The sequence below is a fragment of the Rhizobium sp. P2_G9 genome (assembly GCF_056403475.1).
In genome coordinates this window covers 18,349-36,455 of sequence record NZ_JBFUFK010000063.1, presented here as the reverse complement: position 1 = coordinate 36,455, position 18,107 = coordinate 18,349, and the positions used below count along the sequence as shown (strand labels likewise).

Below are 18,107 nucleotides of genomic sequence, written 5' to 3'. Positions count from 1 at the left end.
GGCCGACCCTTGCCCCGCTCTGCGCGCGATGCCATACAAAACCGTAAGGTCGGGACGAACAGGAAGGCCAACCCGTCGAACAAACAGGAAATCCCTAACTCATACCTTGACAGCAAAATCCTCATGTGAGGGGGGAGAAGACTCGCGGCACGCTTCGAGCCTCACCTGTGGCACCGGAGGTGCGGCTGGGTTAAGTCCCTCCCCCTTGTGGGGAGGGGTTGGGGAGGGGTCTTTGCATCACCTGCAATTGCCCCGGAAGGGAGCCGGTTCAATCCGCCGCGCCCGCCATCGAAAGCACGTTCAGCGCGGACTTGAGGTGAGGAAGGTCGAACATGCGACCGCCGATCTCGATAACGCCGGCCCCTGGATTCGCCTGGAACGCTTCGACCACCTGTTTCGCCCGCGCGACTTCGGCCTCGTCAGGGGTGAATGCCTGATTGATGACCGGGACCTGGCTCGGATGGATCGCCATCATTCCCGAAAACCCATCGCGGCGTCCGCGTGAGGCACAGGCGCGAAAACCGCTCTCGTCCCGGAAATCCGGATAGACGGTCTCGATGGCCGGCACATGCGCGGCATGCGCGCCGAACAGTGTCAGTGAACGTACGACTTCGTATGGCGCGGTGTATCGACCATCCGCCTCTCGGGATGCCGTCGCTCCGATTGCGGCGGGCAGGTCCTCAGCACCCCAGGTGAGGCCGCAGATCAAGGCAGAGACTTCGCCGTAGGTCCCGAGTTTGAAGACGGCGGCGGGTGTCTCTGTGGCGATTGGGAGAATGGGCAGCGATCCCAGGCCCAGTGCTGCGAGCCTTTGCGAAAGCGTCGCAACCGTCTCTGCACCCTCGCATTTCGGCAGCATGACGCCATCCGGCCTCGCGGCCCGCACCGCTTCGAGGTCGTCTACGAGATGTCCGCTGTCGATGGGATTGATCCGGACGAACATGGCCGCCGGCGTGCTTCTCGGGAGAGCGTGGCCGGCGAGCGCATCGCGAGCCCTAGGCTTGTTCTGGATCGAGACGGAATCTTCCAGGTCGATGATGAAGACGTCCGCGCCGGATGTCGCAGCTTTTTCGAACCGTTCGGGGCGGTCGCCGGGAACGAAGAGCAGCGAGCGCATTCTCATTGGGACTTCCTCTTCATCAACGCGGTCCGCAGGCATTGGCAGACCACTTCGCCGCGCTGGTTGAGCGTTGTGTGCTTGAAGGTGACGATACCTGCGTCCGGCCGCGACTTGGATGGCCGGAGTTCTACGACTTCGGTCTCGGTATGCAGCGTGTCGCCAACGAAGACGGGTTTTGGCATGACCACCTTGTCGTAACCGAGATTGGCAACGAGCGTGCCGAGCGTGGTGTCGCCGACGGACAGGCCGACCGTGAGGCCGAAGGTGAATATGCCATTGACGACGATGCGGCCGAACTCGGTTGCTGCGGCGTATTCAGCGTCGAGATGCAGCGGCTGCGGATTGTGGGAAAGGGTGGTGAACAGGAGATTGTCGGTCTCGGTGACGGTGCGACGGAGTTCATGGACGATCTTGTCGCCCACCGTCCATTCATCGAAGAACCTTCCAGCCATCAATGCTCTCCCTTGCCGACCACCACAGTCAACTGGCCTTCCGAAACCTTGTCCCCGGTCGCGACCGCGACCTGCTCCACGACACCGTCGAACGGCGCACGCAGCGTGTGCTCCATCTTCATCGCTTCGACGACGACGAGGCGGTCGCCCTTGGCAACTTTCTGATCGCGCGCGACATCGACGACGGTGATCATGCCGGGCATCGGCGACAACACCGAGCCGTCGGAGGAGCCGCCCGAAGCCTGTCCGGCCTCGGTAGAGGGAATGCCGATTTGCCAGGCGTTTCCGCACTCGAACATGATGTGGTGACCGTCGATGACTGCTGATGTCGCAGCAGCCGTCTTGGCACCGTCCGCCCATCGTGCTCGACCACCTATGGTCACTCTGGCCCGCAGGTCAGGCGCGGCATCGACGCGGAAGCCCGAAAGAGCCTCCCAAGGGTCGGGACGCGAAGAGGAAGCCAATGTCGCAACGGCACGAGCGGCAGACAGGTCATCAGGCTCCGTGGGGACGAGCTCGGCTCCCTTGCGTTCCAGGAAGCCGGTGTCCACTGCACCGGACAGGAAATCCGGATCGGCGGCGATCCGTGCCAACAGATTGGCATTGGATTTCACCGGCCAGATTTCGACTTGCTCGCAGGCCGCAGCGAGCCGATTGAGCGCCGATGTCCGATCACCTGCGTAAGCGATCAGTTTCGCAATCATCGGATCATAGTAAGGCGTGATCTCGTTGCCTTCCTCGACGCCGCTGTCGACGCGGATGGATCGGGGCAGACGCAGGTGCGTCAATGTCCCCGTCGACGGCAAATATCCGACTGCAGGGTTTTCGGCATAAAGGCGGCCTTCGACGGCGCAGCCGTTCAGCCGGATCTGATCCTGTGTCTTGGGCAGCGGCTTGCCAGCCGCGACTTCGAGCTGCCAGTGGACGAGATCCTGTCCGGTCACGGCTTCCGTTACGGGATGCTCAACCTGCAGCCTCGTGTTCATCTCCATGAACCAGATGCGGTCGGCGCACAGGCCCTGCGAGGAATCGGCGATGAATTCCACGGTTCCCGCGCCGACATAGGAGACGGCTTGTGCGGCGCGAACGGCGGCACCGCAGATGGCTTGCCGCGTGGCTTCGTCCATGCCGGGAGCGGGTGCTTCCTCTATTACCTTCTGGTGACGTCGCTGGACAGAGCAATCCCGTTCGTAAAGGTGGACGCAGTTGCCGAGCGTGTCGGCGAACACCTGCACCTCGATATGGCGCGGGTTYAGAATGTATTTCTCGATCAGCACCCGGTCATCGCCGAACGATGTCTTGGCTTCACGCTGGCACGATTGCAGCGCTTCGGCGAACTCTTCCGCGGCCTCGACGCGGCGCATGCCCTTGCCGCCACCGCCGGCGACCGCCTTGATCAGCACCGGATAGCCGATGGCATCCGCCTCGCGTTCGAGTGTTTCGAGCGACTGATCCTCGCCCATATAGCCGGGGGTGACCGGGACGCTGGCCTCCTGCATCAGCCGCTTGGCGGCGTCCTTGAGGCCCATGGCGCGGATCGCATGCGGCGGCGCGCCGACCCAGATGATGCCTGATGCCTGGACCGCTTCGGCGAATTCGGCATTTTCGGAAAGAAACCCGTATCCCGGATGGATCGCCGCAGCTCCGGTCTTGCGGGCTGCGTCGATGATCTTCTCCTGCGACAGGTAGCTGTCGCGTGCTGCGGCTCCGCCAAGCGCGAAAGCTTCGTCGGCCTCGCGGACGAAAGGCAGGCCTGCGTCGGCATCGGAATAGACCGCGATCGTGCGGATGCCCATGGCGCGGGCGGTGCGGATGATACGCCGGGCGATCTCGCCGCGATTGGCTATGAGAAGGCTTTCCATCATCGGCCTACATCCTGAAAACGCCGAAGCGCGGCGAGGGCGGTATCGGAGCGTTCAGCGCCGCGGAGAATGCCAGACCGAGCACGTCGCGGGTCTGGATCGGGTCGATAATGCCATCATCCCATAGCCGCGCCGTGGCGAAATACGGGTTGCCTTCCGTCTCGTATTTCTCCCGGATCGGGCTCTTGAAGGCATCCTCCTCCTCATTGGACCATGTTTCGCCTTTCGCTTCCATGCCGTCCCGTTTGATGGTGGCGAGAACCGAGGCGGCCTGTTCGCCGCCCATGACGCTGATGCGGCTGTTGGGCCAGGTGAACAGGAATCGCGGCCTGTAGGCGCGGCCGGCCATGCCGTAATTGCCGGCGCCAAAACTGCCGCCGATCAGGACGGTGACCTTGGGCACGCTAGCCGTAGCGACGGCCGTGACCAGCTTGGCCCCATCCTTGGCGATGCCACCGGCCTCATATTTGCCGCCGACCATGAAGCCGGAAATGTTTTGCAGGAAGAGCAGGGGAATGCGCCGCTGGCAAGCGAGTTCGATGAAATGCGCGCCCTTCAGCGCACTTTCCGAAAACAGCACGCCGTTGTTGGCGAGGATGGCGACGGGAATGCCCCAGATACGGGCGAAGCCGCAGATAAGTGTCGTGCCGTAGAGCGACTTGAACTCATGCAGTTCCGATCCGTCGACGATGCGGCCGATGATCTCGCGGACATCGTAAGGGGAACGCACATCGGACGGGATAATGCCATAGAGCTCGGAAGGGTCGAGCACTGGCGGGCGCGGCGGCGCCAGGTCAACGTCTGGTGACTTGACCGTGTTCAGCGTCTTGACGATGTCGCGGACGATGAGCAGCGCGTGTTCGTCATTGTCGGCGACATGATCGACAACACCCGACCTGCGGCCGTGTGTCTCCGCTCCGCCAAGCTCTTCGGCCGAGATGATTTCACCCGTCGCCGCTTTGACCAATGGCGGTCCGGCCAGGAAGATCGTTCCCTGATTGCGGACGATGACCGTCTCGTCGGACATGGCTGGCACATAGGCGCCGCCCGCCGTGCAGCTGCCCATGACGCAGGCGATCTGGGGAATACCTTGCGACGACATCTGCGCTTGATTGTAGAAGATTGCGCCGAAATGGTCGCGATCCGGAAAAACCTCGGCCTGGTGCGGCAGGTTGGCGCCGCCGCTGTCGACGAGGTAGATGCATGGCAGGTTGTTCTGCAACGCGATCTCCTGCGCCCGCAGGTGCTTTTTCACCGTCATCGGGAAATAGGCGCCGCCTTTTACGGTGGCGTCGTTGGCGACGATCATGACCTCCCGTCCGGCAACACGGCCGATGCCAGTGACGACGCCCGCGCTAGGCGCCTCGCCATCATACATGCCGTTCGCCGCAAGTGGCGCGACTTCGAGAAACGGACTGCCGATATCGAGCAGCGCCTGGACGCGATCGCGCGGCAGCATCTTGCCCTTGGATGTGTGCCGCGCCGCAGCCTTCTCGCCGCCGCCACGCCGGGCGAGAGCGACATTATCTGCGAGCTCCCGGGCGAGTTTCAGATTCAGTTCGCGGTTTTCCGCATAAGTACCGCCGGAGGTGTCGAGCGCCGATGGAATCACTGTCATAGGCTGAGCAACTCCCGGCCGATCAGATATCGGCGGATTTCATTGGTTCCGGCGCCGATGTCGTAAAGCTTGGCGTCGCGGGCGAACCGCTCGACAGGCCATTCCTTGGTGTAACCAGCACCGCCGAGGGCTTGCACAGCCTCCAGCGACACCGTCACCGCATTCTGGCTGGCGAGCAGGATCGCGGCTGCGGCATCGGTGCGGGTCGTGCGGCCCTCGTCGCAGGCCTTGGCGACGGAGTAGACGTAAGATCGCGCGGAGTTGAGCGCCACATACATGTCGGCGACCTTGGCCTGCATGAGCTGGAATTCGCCGATCGGCTTGCCGAACTGCTTGCGCTCGCGCAGATAGGGCAGGACGACGTCGAGGCAGGCCTGCATGATCCCCAAAGGCCCACCGGCAAGGACGGCCCGTTCGTAATCGAGGCCGGACATCAGGATACGGACGCCTTCGCCTTCCTTGCCCATCAGTTGCTCGGCTGGGATTTCGCAATTCTGGAACACCAGTTCGGCAGTATCGCTGCCGCGCATGCCCATCTTGTTGAGCTTTTTCGATACGGTGAAACCCGGCATGCCCTTCTCGACGAGGAAAGCGGAAATGCCCTTCGGTCCGGCATCGGGGTCGGTCTTTGCGTAGACGACAAGCACGTCGGCATGCGGGGCGTTGGTGATCCAGAATTTCGTGCCATCCAGCACATAGCGGTCGCCCTTGCGGACGGCCTTGAGGCGCATGGAGACGACGTCGGAGCCGGAGCCAGCTTCCGACATGGCGAGCGATCCGACATGCTCACCGCTGATCAGTTTCGGCAGATATTTGTGCTTCTGCTCAGCGTTGCCCCAGCGCCGGATCTGGTTGACGCAGAGGTTCGAATGCGCGCCATAGCTCAGCCCGACGGAAGCAGATGCCCGCGACACTTCCTCCATCGCCACGACATGGTGCAGGTAGCCCAATCCCGAACCGCCGAACTCCTCCTCCACGGTGATGCCGTGCAGGCCAAGTGCGCCCATTTCCGGCCAGAGCTGGCGGGGGAACGTGTTGGTCTCATCGACCTCCGCAGCGATCGGCGCGATGCGGTCCGTGGCGAACCGCGCCGTCATATCCCGGATCGCTTCGGCGGTGTCTCCCAGTGAGAAGTCGAACATGATTCCTCCGTCAGATGTGTATAGCATGGCCTAGCGCCTTGAGCGCGGCTTCGTGAAAAGCTTCGCCCAGCGTCGGATGCGCGTGGATGATACCGGCAATGTCATCGAGCGTCGCCTGCATCTCGATCGCGTTTGTGAATGCCGCCGCCAGTTCCGAAATATTCTTGCCGACCGCCTGGACGCCGAGGATTCGCCTGGAGCGTTTGTCGGCGACGACGCGGACAAACCCGCCATCTTCGCCGGCCTCCATCGACAAGGCCCTGCCATTGGCTGCATAGGGGAATGATGCGACGATCGCTTGTTGCTGATCAAGATCAGCCGGGGCGGCGCCGACGCTGACCACTTCCGGCTCGGTGAAGCAGACCGCCGGAATGGCGAACGGCGCGAACCGCCTGCGCTTGCCGGCAATGATCTCGGCGACCATTTCGCCCTGGGCCGAGGCCTTGTGCGCCAGCATCGGCTCGCCGACGAGGTCTCCAATCGCCCAGACATTCTTCATCGACGTGGCGCAGTACTCGTCCACGGCGACAAAGGCTCCGCGACGGTTCAGCACCAGGTTTTCGATGCCCCAACCATCGACCAATGGCTTCCGGCCGACAGCGACCAGAACTTTATCCGCCGAAATTTCTGACCGCTGGCCCTCGGCGCTTTCGACCACGATCGCGTTGCCGTCCTCGGTCAAGCCCTTGGCCGACGCACCGAGATGAAGATCGACGCCGTTGGCACGCAGCCATTTTTCCACAGGTGCGGAGATCGCGTCGTCATAGAGGGGAAGCACTTTCTGCTGCTGCTCGATGACGGTGACCTTGGCGCCGAACTTGCGGAAGGCAATGCCCAGTTCAAGGCCGATATAGCCGGCGCCAACGACGACCAGGTTTTTCGGCAGTTCCGTCGATGCCAGCAGTCCTTCCGATGATACGATCTTGCCGCCAAAGGGCAGGCTGGGAATGTGGACCGGAACGGAGCCCGTCGCAAGAATGACGTGCTCGGCGGTGATGGTGACTTGCCCGTCCTCAGTTTCGACGTCGCAGGTCTTGCCGTCGCGGAACACGGCCCAGCCTTTGACGACGCGGACCTTGGCCTTGCGGAGCAGCGCCCCGACGCCGGCATTGAGCTTGTCGACGATGCCATCTTTCCAGGACATCGTCGCACCGAGATCGAGCTCCGGAGACGAACGTAGCTTGATGCCAAGCGAGCCGCCTTCGAAGGCGCGCGCGACGGTGCGGAATTCGTCGGCGGCATGGATCAGTGCTTTCGACGGAATACAGCCGCGGATCAGGCATGTACCGCCCAGCCTGTCGGCCTCGACAAGCGTGGTCTCCAGCCCCAGCTGCCCGCAGCGGATCGCGGCGACATAGCCGCCCAGTCCGCCGCCGACCACAAGCACTTTGGTCTTGATGTCACTCATTTCTTCCGCCCGATGAACAGCAGGGAGGGGCGCTCGATCAGGCGCTTCATCGCCTGGATGAAGCGGGCAGCATCATGGCCGTCGACGATCCGGTGGTCGAACGAAGATGAGACGTTCATCATCTTGCGGATGACGATCTGGCCGCCGATGACGACAGGGCGATCGACCAGCTTGTTCGGCCCGATGATCGCCACTTCGGGGTGGTTGATGATCGGCGTCGCGGCGATCCCGCCCAGGGCGCCGAGGCTGGTGAGCGTGATGGTGGAGCCCGAGAGCTCCTCGCGCTTCGCGGTGCCGTCACGCGCGGCAGCCGTGACCCTCGCCAATTCCTCTGCGCAATCCCAGATATCGAGGCGCTCGGCATGCCGGATCACCGGCACCATCAGCCCGCCCGGCGTCTGCGTAGCGATACCGACATGCACGCCGCTATGCATGTTCAGGACGCCATTGGCGTCATCGAACCTGGCATTGATCTGCGGGAAATCCGGCGCGAGCGTCACCACGGCGCGGATGAAGAACGGCAGCAGCGTCAGCTTCGGTTCTTTCTCCGAGCGCGTCGCGTTGAGGTCGGCGCGAAGCGCTTCCAGCTCGGTAAGGTCGAATTCCTCGACATAGCCGAAATGGGGAATCTGCCGCGCGGCCTCCTGCATTTTTTCGGCGATGCGCCGGCGCAGGCCGATGATCTTGAGGTCGGTCACTGCATCTTCGGGAGGGGCTGCCTCGCCGCGCGCCAGAATTGGCCGATCGAGATCCTCGATGAGCACCCGGCCCTGCGGTCCGGTGCCGACGACGAATTGGAGCTCTATCCCGCGCTCATAGGCAAGTTTGCGGGCTGCAGGAGAGGCCAGGATGACCCGCTCGTGTCTCGATGTGGTGACATCCGCGGGCAGGAGTGGGGGCGTGTTGGAAATTGAAGGCTGGGCGGCTCCGGGTGCCTCGCTCATCGCCTTTGCCGATGGGGGTTCGGCGATAGCAGCGTGTTCGCTTTCAGCCGCCATGCTCGGTGCGGTGGCTGCGTCTTCGCCGACAACGAATTCTACCAGGAGAGCACCGACCGGAACCATCTGACCGACCTCACCGTGGATCGAGGCGACGCGTCCCGTGACCGGCGAGGTCATCTCGACCGTCGCCTTGTCGGTCATGATGTCGACGAGCAGCTGGTCTTCCTTGACGAGGTCGCCGGGCGCGACATGCCAGACTCCTATCTCGGCCTCCGCCGTGCCTTCGCCAATATCCGGGAGATTGAAGCGGAATGTCATGGCCTGGCCTCCAGGCAGCGCGTGAGGGCAGTGGCGACCCGTTGCGGTCCGGGGAAATAGTCCCACTCGAAAGCATGTGGGTAGGGCGTGTCCCATCCGGTGACCCGCTCGATCGGGCATTGGAGGTGGTAGAAGCACTCCTCCTGGATGAGCGCCGAGAGTTCGGCGCCAAAGCCGCTGAAGCGCGAGGCTTCGTGGACGATGACGCAGCGGCCGGTCTTCTTCACCGAGGTCACGATCGTTTCCAGGTCGAGCGGGACGATGCTGCGCAGGTCGATGATTTCGGCATCGACGCCGGTGTCTTCCACTGCGGCAAGGCAGACATGGACCATCGTGCCGTAAGCGAGGATGGTGACGGCCTTGCCGGGCCGGACGACATTGGCGCGCCCGAGCGGAACCGTGAAATAGCCGTCTGGCACGTCGCTGGCGGGATGCTTCGACCAGGGCTGCAGCGGCATGCCGATGCGGCCGTCAAAGGGGCCGTTGTAGAGCCGCTTGGGTTCGAGAAAGATGACGGGATCATCGTCTTCTATCGAACTGATCAGCAGGCCCTTGGCGTCGTAAGGATTGGAGGGAATGACGGTTTTGAGGCCAGTGACATGGGCGAAGATCGCCTCGGGGCTGGCGCTATGGGTCTGGCCGCCGAAAATGCCGCCGCCATAGGGCGAGCGCACGGTGATCGGCGCCCAGAAATCGCCGCCGGAGCGGTAGCGCAGGCGCGCCGCCTCGGAAACGAGCTGGTCATAGGCGGGAAGAATATAGTCGGCGAACTGGATTTCGGCGACTGGCCGCAGCCCATAAGCGCCCATGCCGATGGCAGTGGCGATGATGCCGCCTTCGGAAATCGGAGCATCAAAACATCGCTTGGCGCCATGCTTGGCCATAAGACCGTCGGTCGCCCGGAAGACGCCGCCGAAATAGCCGACGTCCTCGCCGAAAACGAGGACCTTGGGATCGCGTTCCAGCATCACGTCCATGGCAGAATTGATGGCCTGGATCATGTTCATCGTCGACATGTCAGAACCCCATTTCCTGCCGCTCGCGAATGAGGCGCCAGTCTGGCTCCTTGTAGACGCATTCGAACATTTCCTTGACGCTTGGTTTCGAGGTGCCGAGCGTGCCGATAGCTTCGCCCGCCTTCGCCGCCTCCTTCACCCGTGCCTCGCAGCTTTCCACGAGTTCGGCATGCGCTTGCTCGGTCCAGATGCCGAGGCGGATCATATGCGCCTTGAGACGATCGATCGGATCGCCTAGCGGCCAGCACTGAGGTTCGTCCGAGGGGCGGTACCGGGATGGATCGTCGCTGGTCGAATGCCCCGAAGCCCGGTAGGTGACGAACTCGATCAAGGTGGCGCCGAGGTTCTGCCGGGCTCGTTCGGCAGCCCAGGCGGTCGCGGCATAGACGGCCAGGAAATCATTGCCGTCGACCCGTAGACCGGGAAGGCCGTAGCCGAGGGCGCGCGCCGCGAAGGTGGTCTCCTGGCCACCAGCGGTGCCATTGAAGGTCGAAATCGCCCATTGATTGTTGGTGATCGCAAGGATCACGGGCGCATGATAGACGGCCGCGAATATCAGCGCCTGGTGGAAATCGCCTTCTGCGGTCGTGCCGTCGCCGATATAGCCGAGCGCGATCTTGTCGTCCTCCATATAGGCAGACGCCATTGCCCAGCCGACCGCATGTCCGAAACGGCTACCGACATTGCCGGAGAGCGAATAGAACCCGTAGTCGCGAGCCGAATAGAGGATCGGAAGCTGGCGGCCCTTGAGCGGGTCTGCGGCATTGGAGAAGATCTGGTTGACCAGATCGAGAAGCGGGTAGTCGCGGGCCATGAGATAGCTGACGACACGGTAAGTCGGGAAGCACATATCCTGCATGCCAAGCACCATGGAAGGGGCGGCACCCAGGGCTTCTTCACCGGTCGATTTCATGAAGAACGAGGTCTTGCCCTGGCGGTGCAGGCGGAACATCCGCTCGTCGAAGGCGCGGGTCAGTACCATGGCCTGCAGGCCACGTTTGAGCTGGGCTTCGCTCAGCTGTGGGTCCCACGGCCCGACAGCCGCCGCATCGTCTCCGAGAACCCTGACGAGACCGAAGGGAAGGTCGCGCATGTCCCTCTCGGCGGCGTCGATGTCAGGACGGCGGGTCTCCCCCGCTGGACGAATGTCGATATAGCTGAAATCCGGCGCGTCGCCGGGCCTCGCCGACGGTTGCGGGATATGGAGCTTGAGAGAAGAGTTCTTCAGCATTCGGCATTCCTCCTGCCGGATATTATGCTACCGAATGCCCTGGTACAAAATTGCGTATTTGTGCGCGCAAAGCTTGCCGATCGCGAGATCATCCTATTTCATGTGCTCAAATTAGGATGAGGCTTCATGGATGCGATCGATCTTAAAATTCTGCGCGAAATGCAGGAGAATCCGGAGATCGCCATCAGTGATCTGGCGCTGAAGGTGGGGCTGTCGCATACGCCGTGCTGGCGCAGGGTGAAAAAGCTGGAGGCGGACGGGGTGATCGCCGGGCGTGCGATCCTGTTGAACCCCGTGGCGCTTGGCCTTCCGGTGGTCGTCTTCGCCGACCTCAAGCTGCGCCAGCATGACGAGGAGACGCTCGAAGCGCTGGAAGCGGCTGCAAGGGATCTGGATGAGATTACCGAGTGCTATTCGATGAGCGGCGACAGCGACTACATCCTCCGCGTGGTCGTGCGCAGCATCGAGGAATATGAGGGGCTATTGAAGAAGGTGCTCCTGCATCTTCCCGGCGTGTCCTCGGTGCATTCGCATTTCGCCCTGAAATGCATCAAGAACACGACACGGCTGCCGATCGGCGATGGAGTGCGGTGAACGGATCAAGACGTTCACTCCGCCGTCCCTCCCGCTGCCGCCTCTCGCTTCTTCTGCTCCGCCAGTGCCTGCGCTGCCGCGGCCACCGCGAGATCGGTGTCGTCGCTGCCGCCGACATGCACCGTGGTCTGCGCGAAGCCTATGCCATTGGCCTTGAAGGCCTGGCTGATCATCACATAGGCGCGCCGGCGGATCACCGATTGCGAGCCCGGCATGGCAGTGAAGGCGAAGGATAGCTCGATGCCGAATTCGCCGATCTGCTCGACACCTTTCATCTTCAGCGTCTCGATGAGCACCGGGCCAAGTTCCTCATCCGCCAGCATCTCGGCGCCGATGGTCTTCACCAGCTTCTTCACCTGATTGACGTCGGTGTTGAAGGGAACACGCAGCAGGAATTTGTCGATCGCCCAATCGCGGCTGAGATTCTGCACGGCGCCGAGTAAGCCGAACGGCACGGTGAAGACGGGGCCGCGATGGTGCCTTAGCCGAACCGAGCGGAGGCTGAAGGATTCGACCGTGCCCTTATAGCTGCCGCTCTGGATATATTCGCCGACCCGGAAAGCATCGTCCATCAGGTAGAAGACGCCGCTGATCACGTCCTTGACCAGGGTCTGCGAGCCGAAGCCGATGGCGACGCCAAAAATGCCGGCGCCGGCGATCAGCGGTCCGATCTCGACGCCCATCTGGGCGAGAACCATCAGGCCGGCGATCACCAGCACGAGGGCAGCGAGCGCATTGCGGAAGATCGGCAGAAGCGTCCTCAATCGCGCCCGGCGCGCCGTTTCCGCCGGCAGCGGCGAATCGCCGGCGACGGAAGCGAGCCGGAGATCGATCAGCGCCTTGGCGAGGCTCCAGCCGAGATCGGCGATCAGCAGCACGACCACGCTTTTGATCAGGCCGAAAATGACCAGGTTGAGCCAGGAATCGTTATGTCCCGGCAAGCGCGGATTGAACTGCCAGACCACGGCGAGCCAGGAAACGGCCGCGATGATGATCAGCGCCCGCACGCCGCGAACGGTGAGCACGGTCGGAATGCTCGATTCGGGGTCGCCAGGCCACCGCGTCGCCGCGAACGCCTTGGTCATGCGGTCGGCAGCCGGCAGGATGTGCGGCAGGACCATTGCATAGACGCCGAGCCAGAACAGCAGATGCAGCCCGATGGTCCAGATCAGCCAGAGTGCAACGAAATAGAGGGTAGCGAAAATCTTGTTGCGGGCTGGACGTGTCTTGGCGGACGGGCTGCGCCAGACCGATTCGCAACAGATGGCAAGCAGCACGACGGTCACGATGAAGAATGCAGCATAGCCCGCATTGTCGGGGATCGAGAGCGGCTCGACCAGCGCGGCGGTGGCCAGTGTGATGAAAAGCACGGCACTGAAGCGGAGGATCCTGCTCAACGTGAAACTGGAAATGCTGCCGGCGGCGAGGGCCGTCGCGCAAATCGCAGCAACGACCCGGTAGGCGATCGCCGCGACCAGGTAAAAGAGAATGGTGACATGCATCAGGGGCGGCCAGTCGACGGACAGGAACGCGGCGATGGCGATCAGCGAGAAAACCGCGAGCGGTACGACTTCGATATAGGTCCGCGTCAGCAGCGGATTGTTGTCCAGGGCCCGACGAACAGCCCGCCTTGCGAACCATTCGCCGAGCAGGCAAGCGGCAAGAACCAGGGCCAGAACAGCGATGACCGAGATGAAACCTTGGTCATGCGCCTCGCTGTGGACGCGTCCAATCGCGGCGGCGAACTCGCCCGGCACCGTCGGCAGCGCGGCGACAAGGCCGCGGACATTGGTGCGCACATGCGCTTCCCATGCCTGGATGCGGAACATCTCATCGATCGGGGATCTTGCCGGAGGCTTTGCGGTGTTGTCGGTCTTGGTCTGGGCCTGGATCCAGGTTTTGACCGCGGGATCTTCGAGGATCCGGACCAGTTCGGCGATCTTGTCCGGTGGCGGGCCGGGCTGCTGGGCGGCGCCGGGCAGTGCTGAAAGCGCCACCAGCAGGCTAGTGAAAAAGGCGAGCAACCCCCTGCGCAACATATCATTCTCCCTCGATCCCAAACCGTGATGCGGCGACCCTAACCCGTGAAGACGAGAGGTTTATGAGAGAGGGTTTTAAAAATTTCTGTCAACAGGAACCAATGCGCCGCGTGCACGTTGCAACCGTTTGTATCATACCTTTACAAGGAGATCCGGGCTCATGCCGATGACCGCACAACGCCAGCCTCTCACGCAACCCGACGAGCATATCCTGACGGTCCGGGAGGCACTGGAACCCTTGTTTCTCAAGCTTGAGGCGGAGGTCGACCTCAAGCTGATCGATGCCGCGCTCGACGCCGGCTGGGATCCGGACGAAGTGCTCCAAGCGCTCGACGCACTCAGGACACACTGATCACGCTTTCGGCAGAGCCTTGAACGCGGCAAGTGCATGCTCGCGGGCATGCGCATGGTCGACGAGCGGGTGCGGATATGTCTCGCCCAACGTCACGCCGGCGGCCTTCAACACAGCAGGCGGGGCGTCGAACGGGCAATGGATATATTCATCCGGCAGATCCGACAGTTCCGGACAGTAGCGCCTGACATAGCTGCCTTCGGCGTCGAACGTCTCGCCTTGCTTGACCGGGTTGAAGATGCGGAACCAGGGGGAGGCGTCCGGACCGCAGCCGGCCACCCATTGCCAGTTCATCGCATTGTTGGCGCAGTCGACATCGACGAGCGTGTCGCGAAACCAGCGCTCGCCCTCGCGCCAGTCGATCAGCAGGTCCTTGATCAGGAAGGAGGCGACGATCATGCGGACGCGGTTTTGCATGAATCCGGTCTGCCAGAGCTCGCGCATGCCGGCATCGACGATCGGATAACCGGTCTCGCCGCGCTGCCAGGCGCTCAGCGCCTTCTTATCCCGGCGCCATTCGACGGCATCGAAGCGACGATCCATGTTCGTCGTCGGCATGTCCGGCTTGTGGAACAGCAGATGCCAGGAGAATTCACGCCAGACGAGTTCACGGCGGAAGGCGATGGCATCGGTTCCGTGTTCATCGAACGCCTTGCCTACGGCGCGCCAGATGCGATGCGGCGAAATCTCGCCCATGGCAAGATGCGGCGACAGCCCCGAGGTCGATGCCTTGCCGGGCAGATCGCGGTCTTGCTTGTATCCGTCGAGCCGGTGATCGAGGAAATCCTTCAGCCGGGCGAGGGCGCCTGCCTCGCCCGGCTGCCAGTGCTCCGGAAAACTTTTGGCCCAATTCGGCTTATGCGGCGTAAGCTGCCATCGCTCGAGCGCTTCGGTCGCCGGAAAATGGTCGGGCGCCTTGATCATTTTCGGTGCCGGCAGGGAATCGTGCGGTGTGAAATCGGCGTCGAACGCCTTCCAGAAGGGCGTGAACACTTTGTAGTGGCTGCCCTGGCCGGTGACGAGCCGCGTCGGCTCGTGCATCAGAAAGCCGCCAAAGCTTTGGGCATCGATTCCTCGATCGCGGAGCTTCGATTTGATCCGGCGGTCGCGCTCGATGCCATCGGCGTCGTAGAGCCTGTTCCAGAACACTGCCTTGGCGCCGGTCTTTTCGATGAGCGCTTCGATCACGTCGAGCGGCCTGCCGGAGAGCAGCAGCAAGCGATTGCCAACGCTCTTGAGTGATTGCTCCAACGCCGCCAGGGAATGATGCAGCCACCAGGCCTGCGCGGCGCCCAGCGCGCCTGCGAAAGGGCTCTCCGGCGCTTGGATATAGACGCCAAGCACGGGCGCCTGAGTCTGGATCGCTGCCTGTAGCGCGAGATTATCCCAGAGCCGGAGATCGCGGCGGAACCAGAGGATGACCGGAAGCGTGTCCAAGGGATCTGTCATTTGCGCTCCGTTGCATCCGGCCTTCATACGGTTCTTCTGACTGGATAGATCAGTCGCGGAACAACTCCAGGGATCGACTGGTGATTCCAACATTGGCGTCATTGGCGATCGAGCGACAGGCCTCTCTCTCGCCCACGTCGAAATGAATGCGGGCGCCAGCGTATCAACATCAGGCGTCTGCCGCTTGCGACGCTGGCCGGCCGGATTTAGGCCCTTTAGTTATCCGCCGCTTCTCAGTAGGATGATTGGAAGAAATAAGCCCGACGTCGAATTTGCGGGAGACCGTCGCCGAACGGCACGAGTGCCATCCTTGCGGAGCCGTGCGCCGCGCAAATGAGGAGATATCATGGGTTCCATTTCGAGGCATTTCAGAAGATCCACCCCATATTGTGGCATTCTGCTGCTCGGTTTCCTTGGATTTTCCGGGGAAACCGCTTTTGCGTCCGATGACTGCCAAACTGCGCCGACCTCGGGCATCGATTGGCAGAATTGCGACAAGACGATGCTCATGCTGTCCGAAAGCGATCTCAGCGGCGCCAAGCTGGCGGGCTCGGATTTCAGCTCGACCGATCTTCGCAGCTCCAACCTGACCGGTGCAAATCTCGAAAAGGCGACATTGGTTCGTGCCAACCTCTCGGCCACGACGGCCAAGGGCGCTCACTTCGCCAAAGTGGAAGCCTATCGAACCGATTTCAGCCAGATAGACGCACCCGGTGCCGATTTCCAGAACGCGGAACTGCAGCGTTCCAATTTCAAGCAGGCCAAGCTCGCCAATGCGGATTTCACCAAGGCCGACATGGGGCGCTCGCAGTTTGACGGCGCCGATGTCAGCGGCAGCCGCTTTACCCTGGCCAATGTGTCCCGCGTCGATTTCCGAGGCGCTACGTTCGACACGCCGGTCGACTTCGACCGCGCCTTCTTCTTTCTAACCCGAATCGAAGGGGTGAACCTCGGCAAGGCGACCGGGCTGGTGCAGTGGCAGCTGGACATGGCCTGTGGAGACGACAAGACAGTGCTTCCGGCGGGTTTGACAAAGCCGAAAAGCTGGCCGTGCCAGTTTCAACAGGAATAACAGAATAGCATTTGCGAATGCACGACAATAAGTCGCAAGCTGAATTCGGCAGACAGCACGAAATATATGATGAAAATTGTCGTGGCCTGAAATAAAAACCTTCCTGAGGAAACGGGAAGGGGCAATATTGTGAAATTCAACGAGTTTCTGGTTCGGTTCGGCGGAAGTTTAAGAACGAAAAACCTAAGTTCTCCAATGGACTTCATCTGGGGCAAGAGGGGCGCCAACAGGCGTCTTCATATTCTCGGCAAGAAATCCGAATTGGCGCCAGGCTTCATTCGCCAGGATCCGTGGGAGGCGGAGTATCTTTTCATGGTCGCTACGCGCGCCCGCCAGGGAATTGTCGAAACCGGCCGGTTCAACGGCGGCAGCGCTTTCCTGATGGCCTGCGCAAACAGCAGCGTTCCGATCTGGTCGATCGATCTTGCACCGCAGGACGATGCCCGGCTTCAGGAAATATTGAAACAGCAGTCGATTGAAAATATCGAACTGATTGTCGGCGATTCCCAAAACAAAAGATACGACCAGATAAAAGCCTTCGACCTTCTCTTCATCGATGGCGATCATAGCTATGACGGCTGCACGAAGGATATGGAAAACTGGTATCCCTTGCTATCGCCAGGTGGTCACTTGCTCCTGCACGATTCCTATTCCGGTTGCGAGGTTATGGATGCATGCATCGATTTCATCGCTCGCCACGATCCGATCGTCCACATCTCACCCTATAAGCACAACAATCATTCCACCCATCCGGCCGGCTCAATCGCGCATTTCCAGAAACGGCGATAAAGCAAGCGCTATCGGAGCAGGCCTCTGCCGGCAGGTGTTCGTCAGTGCGAAGATCAAGCTCGGAGCTCTACCGGCAGCCCTTTGATTTCATTGCCCAGACAAAGAAAAATGCCTCCCAATTTGCTGCGCATGAAGCTGCAGAAATTGAGAGGCATCTAATTTGGCTCCCCGGGCCGGATTCGAACCGGCGACCTGTCGATTAACAGTCGAATGCTCTACCGCTGAGCTACCAGGGAATGTCTGCGTTGCCGCAGCGTTGGCAGGGCTAATACAAATGCTTTCTCGATTTGCCAAGCGGTTTTTTCAAAAAACCAACGAAATTTCCCTTCGCCGCAGGAACGGCTGTCACAAAAGCCTGCCAATCCACCCCCTTCACCGTCCTGTGGAAAAAAACATGCGCTGGTGACGGGACGTCGGCCGAAAAGCGGCTTGCGGATAGAGAACCTTCCTGTTAGAAGCCCGCCCATTCCGCCGGGGACGCTGGTATTTTCGATCAGCATCCGTATCCAAAACGGAGAATTAAGCTTTATCGCTTAACGGTTGGAATAATGAGGCCTCGTGGCGGAGTGGTTACGCAGAGGACTGCAAATCCTTCTATTCCGGTTCGATTCCGGACGAGGCCTCCAAACATTTTCATTGTAAAATCGGCACGTCATGCGCCAAAAAACTGCGCCCGCGACCCCAGGGGCGGTTGGCGTTCGATA

The 18,107-nt window shown here is 61.5% G+C and carries 16 protein-coding genes and 2 tRNA genes; 5 read left to right on the top strand and 13 right to left on the bottom strand.

What is annotated here, in order from left to right:
- Positions 1 to 268: 268 nt before the first annotated feature.
- Genes AC1DYF_RS35420 through AC1DYF_RS35380 form a run of 9 tightly spaced genes read right to left on the bottom strand, consistent with a single transcriptional unit; the run spans position 269 to position 11,108 of the window.
- Positions 269 to 1,123 carry an HpcH/HpaI aldolase/citrate lyase family protein gene (locus AC1DYF_RS35420; RefSeq protein WP_477882943.1) on the bottom strand — a complete coding sequence of 285 codons (855 nt, stop codon included), beginning with the start codon at positions 1,121 to 1,123 and terminating at the stop codon, positions 269 to 271.
- Positions 1,120 to 1,572, bottom strand: a complete 453-nt coding sequence (locus AC1DYF_RS35415; RefSeq protein WP_477882941.1) for a MaoC family dehydratase — start codon at positions 1,570 to 1,572, stop codon at positions 1,120 to 1,122. The genes AC1DYF_RS35420 and AC1DYF_RS35415 overlap by 4 nt, the downstream gene beginning before the upstream one ends.
- Positions 1,572 to 3,437, bottom strand: a complete 1,866-nt coding sequence (locus AC1DYF_RS35410; protein WP_477882940.1) for an acetyl/propionyl/methylcrotonyl-CoA carboxylase subunit alpha — start codon at positions 3,435 to 3,437, stop codon at positions 1,572 to 1,574. Before AC1DYF_RS35410 ends, AC1DYF_RS35415 begins: the two co-directional genes overlap by 1 nt.
- A gap of 4 nt (positions 3,438 to 3,441) precedes the next feature.
- Positions 3,442 to 5,052: a carboxyl transferase domain-containing protein gene (locus AC1DYF_RS35405; RefSeq protein ID WP_477882938.1), complete on the bottom strand. Its 1,611-nt coding sequence runs from the start codon at positions 5,050 to 5,052 to the stop codon at positions 3,442 to 3,444.
- Positions 5,049 to 6,194, bottom strand: coding sequence for an isovaleryl-CoA dehydrogenase (locus AC1DYF_RS35400; RefSeq protein ID WP_477882936.1), 1,146 nt, complete (start codon positions 6,192 to 6,194; stop codon positions 5,049 to 5,051). Before AC1DYF_RS35400 ends, AC1DYF_RS35405 begins: the two co-directional genes overlap by 4 nt.
- Before the next feature lie 10 nt (positions 6,195 to 6,204).
- Positions 6,205 to 7,602 carry a dihydrolipoyl dehydrogenase gene (lpdA, locus tag AC1DYF_RS35395; RefSeq protein WP_477882934.1) on the bottom strand — a complete coding sequence of 466 codons (1,398 nt, stop codon included), beginning with the start codon at positions 7,600 to 7,602 and terminating at the stop codon, positions 6,205 to 6,207.
- A complete protein-coding gene (locus AC1DYF_RS35390) occupies positions 7,599 to 8,861 on the bottom strand; it encodes a dihydrolipoamide acetyltransferase family protein (RefSeq protein WP_477882932.1) in 1,263 nt (420 codons plus the stop codon). The genes lpdA and AC1DYF_RS35390 overlap by 4 nt, the downstream gene beginning before the upstream one ends.
- Positions 8,858 to 9,877: an alpha-ketoacid dehydrogenase subunit beta gene (locus AC1DYF_RS35385; protein ID WP_477882930.1), complete on the bottom strand. Its 1,020-nt coding sequence runs from the start codon at positions 9,875 to 9,877 to the stop codon at positions 8,858 to 8,860. Before AC1DYF_RS35385 ends, AC1DYF_RS35390 begins: the two co-directional genes overlap by 4 nt.
- 1 nt (position 9,878) lies before the next feature.
- Positions 9,879 to 11,108, bottom strand: coding sequence for a thiamine pyrophosphate-dependent enzyme (locus AC1DYF_RS35380; protein ID WP_477882928.1), 1,230 nt, complete (start codon positions 11,106 to 11,108; stop codon positions 9,879 to 9,881).
- Between the two features lie 126 nt (positions 11,109 to 11,234).
- Here AC1DYF_RS35380 and AC1DYF_RS35375 point away from each other — a divergent pair, with 126 nt between their 5' ends.
- Entirely contained in the window at positions 11,235 to 11,702 is a 468-nt protein-coding gene (locus AC1DYF_RS35375; RefSeq protein ID WP_477882927.1) for an Lrp/AsnC family transcriptional regulator, read from the top strand.
- A 14-nt stretch (positions 11,703 to 11,716) separates the two neighbouring features.
- Here the strand turns inward: AC1DYF_RS35375 and AC1DYF_RS35370 are convergent, their stop codons facing one another.
- The gene (locus tag AC1DYF_RS35370; RefSeq protein ID WP_477882925.1) at positions 11,717 to 13,741 is read right to left on the bottom strand and encodes a mechanosensitive ion channel family protein; all 2,025 of its coding nucleotides are present in this window, start codon (positions 13,739 to 13,741) and stop codon (positions 11,717 to 11,719) included.
- Between the two features lie 160 nt (positions 13,742 to 13,901).
- Here AC1DYF_RS35370 and AC1DYF_RS35365 point away from each other — a divergent pair, with 160 nt between their 5' ends.
- On the top strand, positions 13,902 to 14,093 hold the full coding sequence (locus AC1DYF_RS35365) for a hypothetical protein (RefSeq protein ID WP_477882923.1): 192 nt from the start codon (positions 13,902 to 13,904) through the stop codon (positions 14,091 to 14,093).
- Here the strand turns inward: AC1DYF_RS35365 and AC1DYF_RS35360 are convergent, their stop codons facing one another.
- Positions 14,094 to 15,542 carry a cryptochrome/photolyase family protein gene (locus AC1DYF_RS35360; protein ID WP_477882921.1) on the bottom strand — a complete coding sequence of 483 codons (1,449 nt, stop codon included), beginning with the start codon at positions 15,540 to 15,542 and terminating at the stop codon, positions 14,094 to 14,096.
- Between the two features lie 346 nt (positions 15,543 to 15,888).
- On the opposite strand from AC1DYF_RS35360, the gene AC1DYF_RS35355 reads away from it, so the two are divergent.
- Positions 15,889 to 16,614, top strand: a complete 726-nt coding sequence (locus AC1DYF_RS35355; RefSeq protein ID WP_477882919.1) for a pentapeptide repeat-containing protein — start codon at positions 15,889 to 15,891, stop codon at positions 16,612 to 16,614.
- A 312-nt stretch (positions 16,615 to 16,926) separates the two neighbouring features.
- Complete coding sequence (locus AC1DYF_RS35350; protein WP_477882918.1) at positions 16,927 to 17,403, top strand: class I SAM-dependent methyltransferase; 477 nt, start codon at positions 16,927 to 16,929, stop codon at positions 17,401 to 17,403.
- A 161-nt stretch (positions 17,404 to 17,564) separates the two neighbouring features.
- Here AC1DYF_RS35350 and AC1DYF_RS35345 read toward each other — a convergent pair.
- Positions 17,565 to 17,639 (bottom strand) — tRNA-Asn (locus AC1DYF_RS35345).
- Complete coding sequence (locus tag AC1DYF_RS35340) at positions 17,619 to 17,903, bottom strand: hypothetical protein (RefSeq protein ID WP_477882916.1); 285 nt, start codon at positions 17,901 to 17,903, stop codon at positions 17,619 to 17,621. The genes AC1DYF_RS35345 and AC1DYF_RS35340 overlap by 21 nt, the downstream gene beginning before the upstream one ends.
- A 52-nt stretch (positions 17,904 to 17,955) precedes the next feature.
- Between AC1DYF_RS35340 and AC1DYF_RS35335 the strand changes: the two genes are divergently transcribed.
- A tRNA-Cys gene (locus tag AC1DYF_RS35335) sits at positions 17,956 to 18,029 on the top strand.
- Positions 18,030 to 18,107: the final 78 nt, after the last annotated feature.

Coding starts and splice junctions, on each gene's coding strand:
- AC1DYF_RS35420 (WP_477882943.1), bottom strand. CDS start 1,123: ATGAGAATGCGCTCGCTGCTCTTCGTTCCCGGCGACCGCCCCGAACGG.
- AC1DYF_RS35415 (WP_477882941.1), bottom strand. CDS start 1,572: ATGGCTGGAAGGTTCTTCGATGAATGGACGGTGGGCGACAAGATCGTC.
- AC1DYF_RS35405 (WP_477882938.1), bottom strand. CDS start 5,052: ATGACAGTGATTCCATCGGCGCTCGACACCTCCGGCGGTACTTATGCG.
- AC1DYF_RS35400 (WP_477882936.1), bottom strand. CDS start 6,194: ATGTTCGACTTCTCACTGGGAGACACCGCCGAAGCGATCCGGGATATG.
- lpdA (WP_477882934.1), bottom strand. CDS start 7,602: ATGAGTGACATCAAGACCAAAGTGCTTGTGGTCGGCGGCGGACTGGGC.
- AC1DYF_RS35390 (WP_477882932.1), bottom strand. CDS start 8,861: ATGACATTCCGCTTCAATCTCCCGGATATTGGCGAAGGCACGGCGGAG.
- AC1DYF_RS35385 (WP_477882930.1), bottom strand. CDS start 9,877: ATGTCGACGATGAACATGATCCAGGCCATCAATTCTGCCATGGACGTG.
- AC1DYF_RS35380 (WP_477882928.1), bottom strand. CDS start 11,108: ATGCTGAAGAACTCTTCTCTCAAGCTCCATATCCCGCAACCGTCGGCG.
- AC1DYF_RS35375 (WP_477882927.1), top strand. CDS start 11,235: ATGGATGCGATCGATCTTAAAATTCTGCGCGAAATGCAGGAGAATCCG.
- AC1DYF_RS35370 (WP_477882925.1), bottom strand. CDS start 13,741: ATGTTGCGCAGGGGGTTGCTCGCCTTTTTCACTAGCCTGCTGGTGGCG.
- AC1DYF_RS35365 (WP_477882923.1), top strand. CDS start 13,902: ATGCCGATGACCGCACAACGCCAGCCTCTCACGCAACCCGACGAGCAT.
- AC1DYF_RS35360 (WP_477882921.1), bottom strand. CDS start 15,542: ATGACAGATCCCTTGGACACGCTTCCGGTCATCCTCTGGTTCCGCCGC.
- AC1DYF_RS35355 (WP_477882919.1), top strand. CDS start 15,889: ATGGGTTCCATTTCGAGGCATTTCAGAAGATCCACCCCATATTGTGGC.
- AC1DYF_RS35350 (WP_477882918.1), top strand. CDS start 16,927: ATGGTCGCTACGCGCGCCCGCCAGGGAATTGTCGAAACCGGCCGGTTC.
- AC1DYF_RS35340 (WP_477882916.1), bottom strand. CDS start 17,903: ATGCTGATCGAAAATACCAGCGTCCCCGGCGGAATGGGCGGGCTTCTA.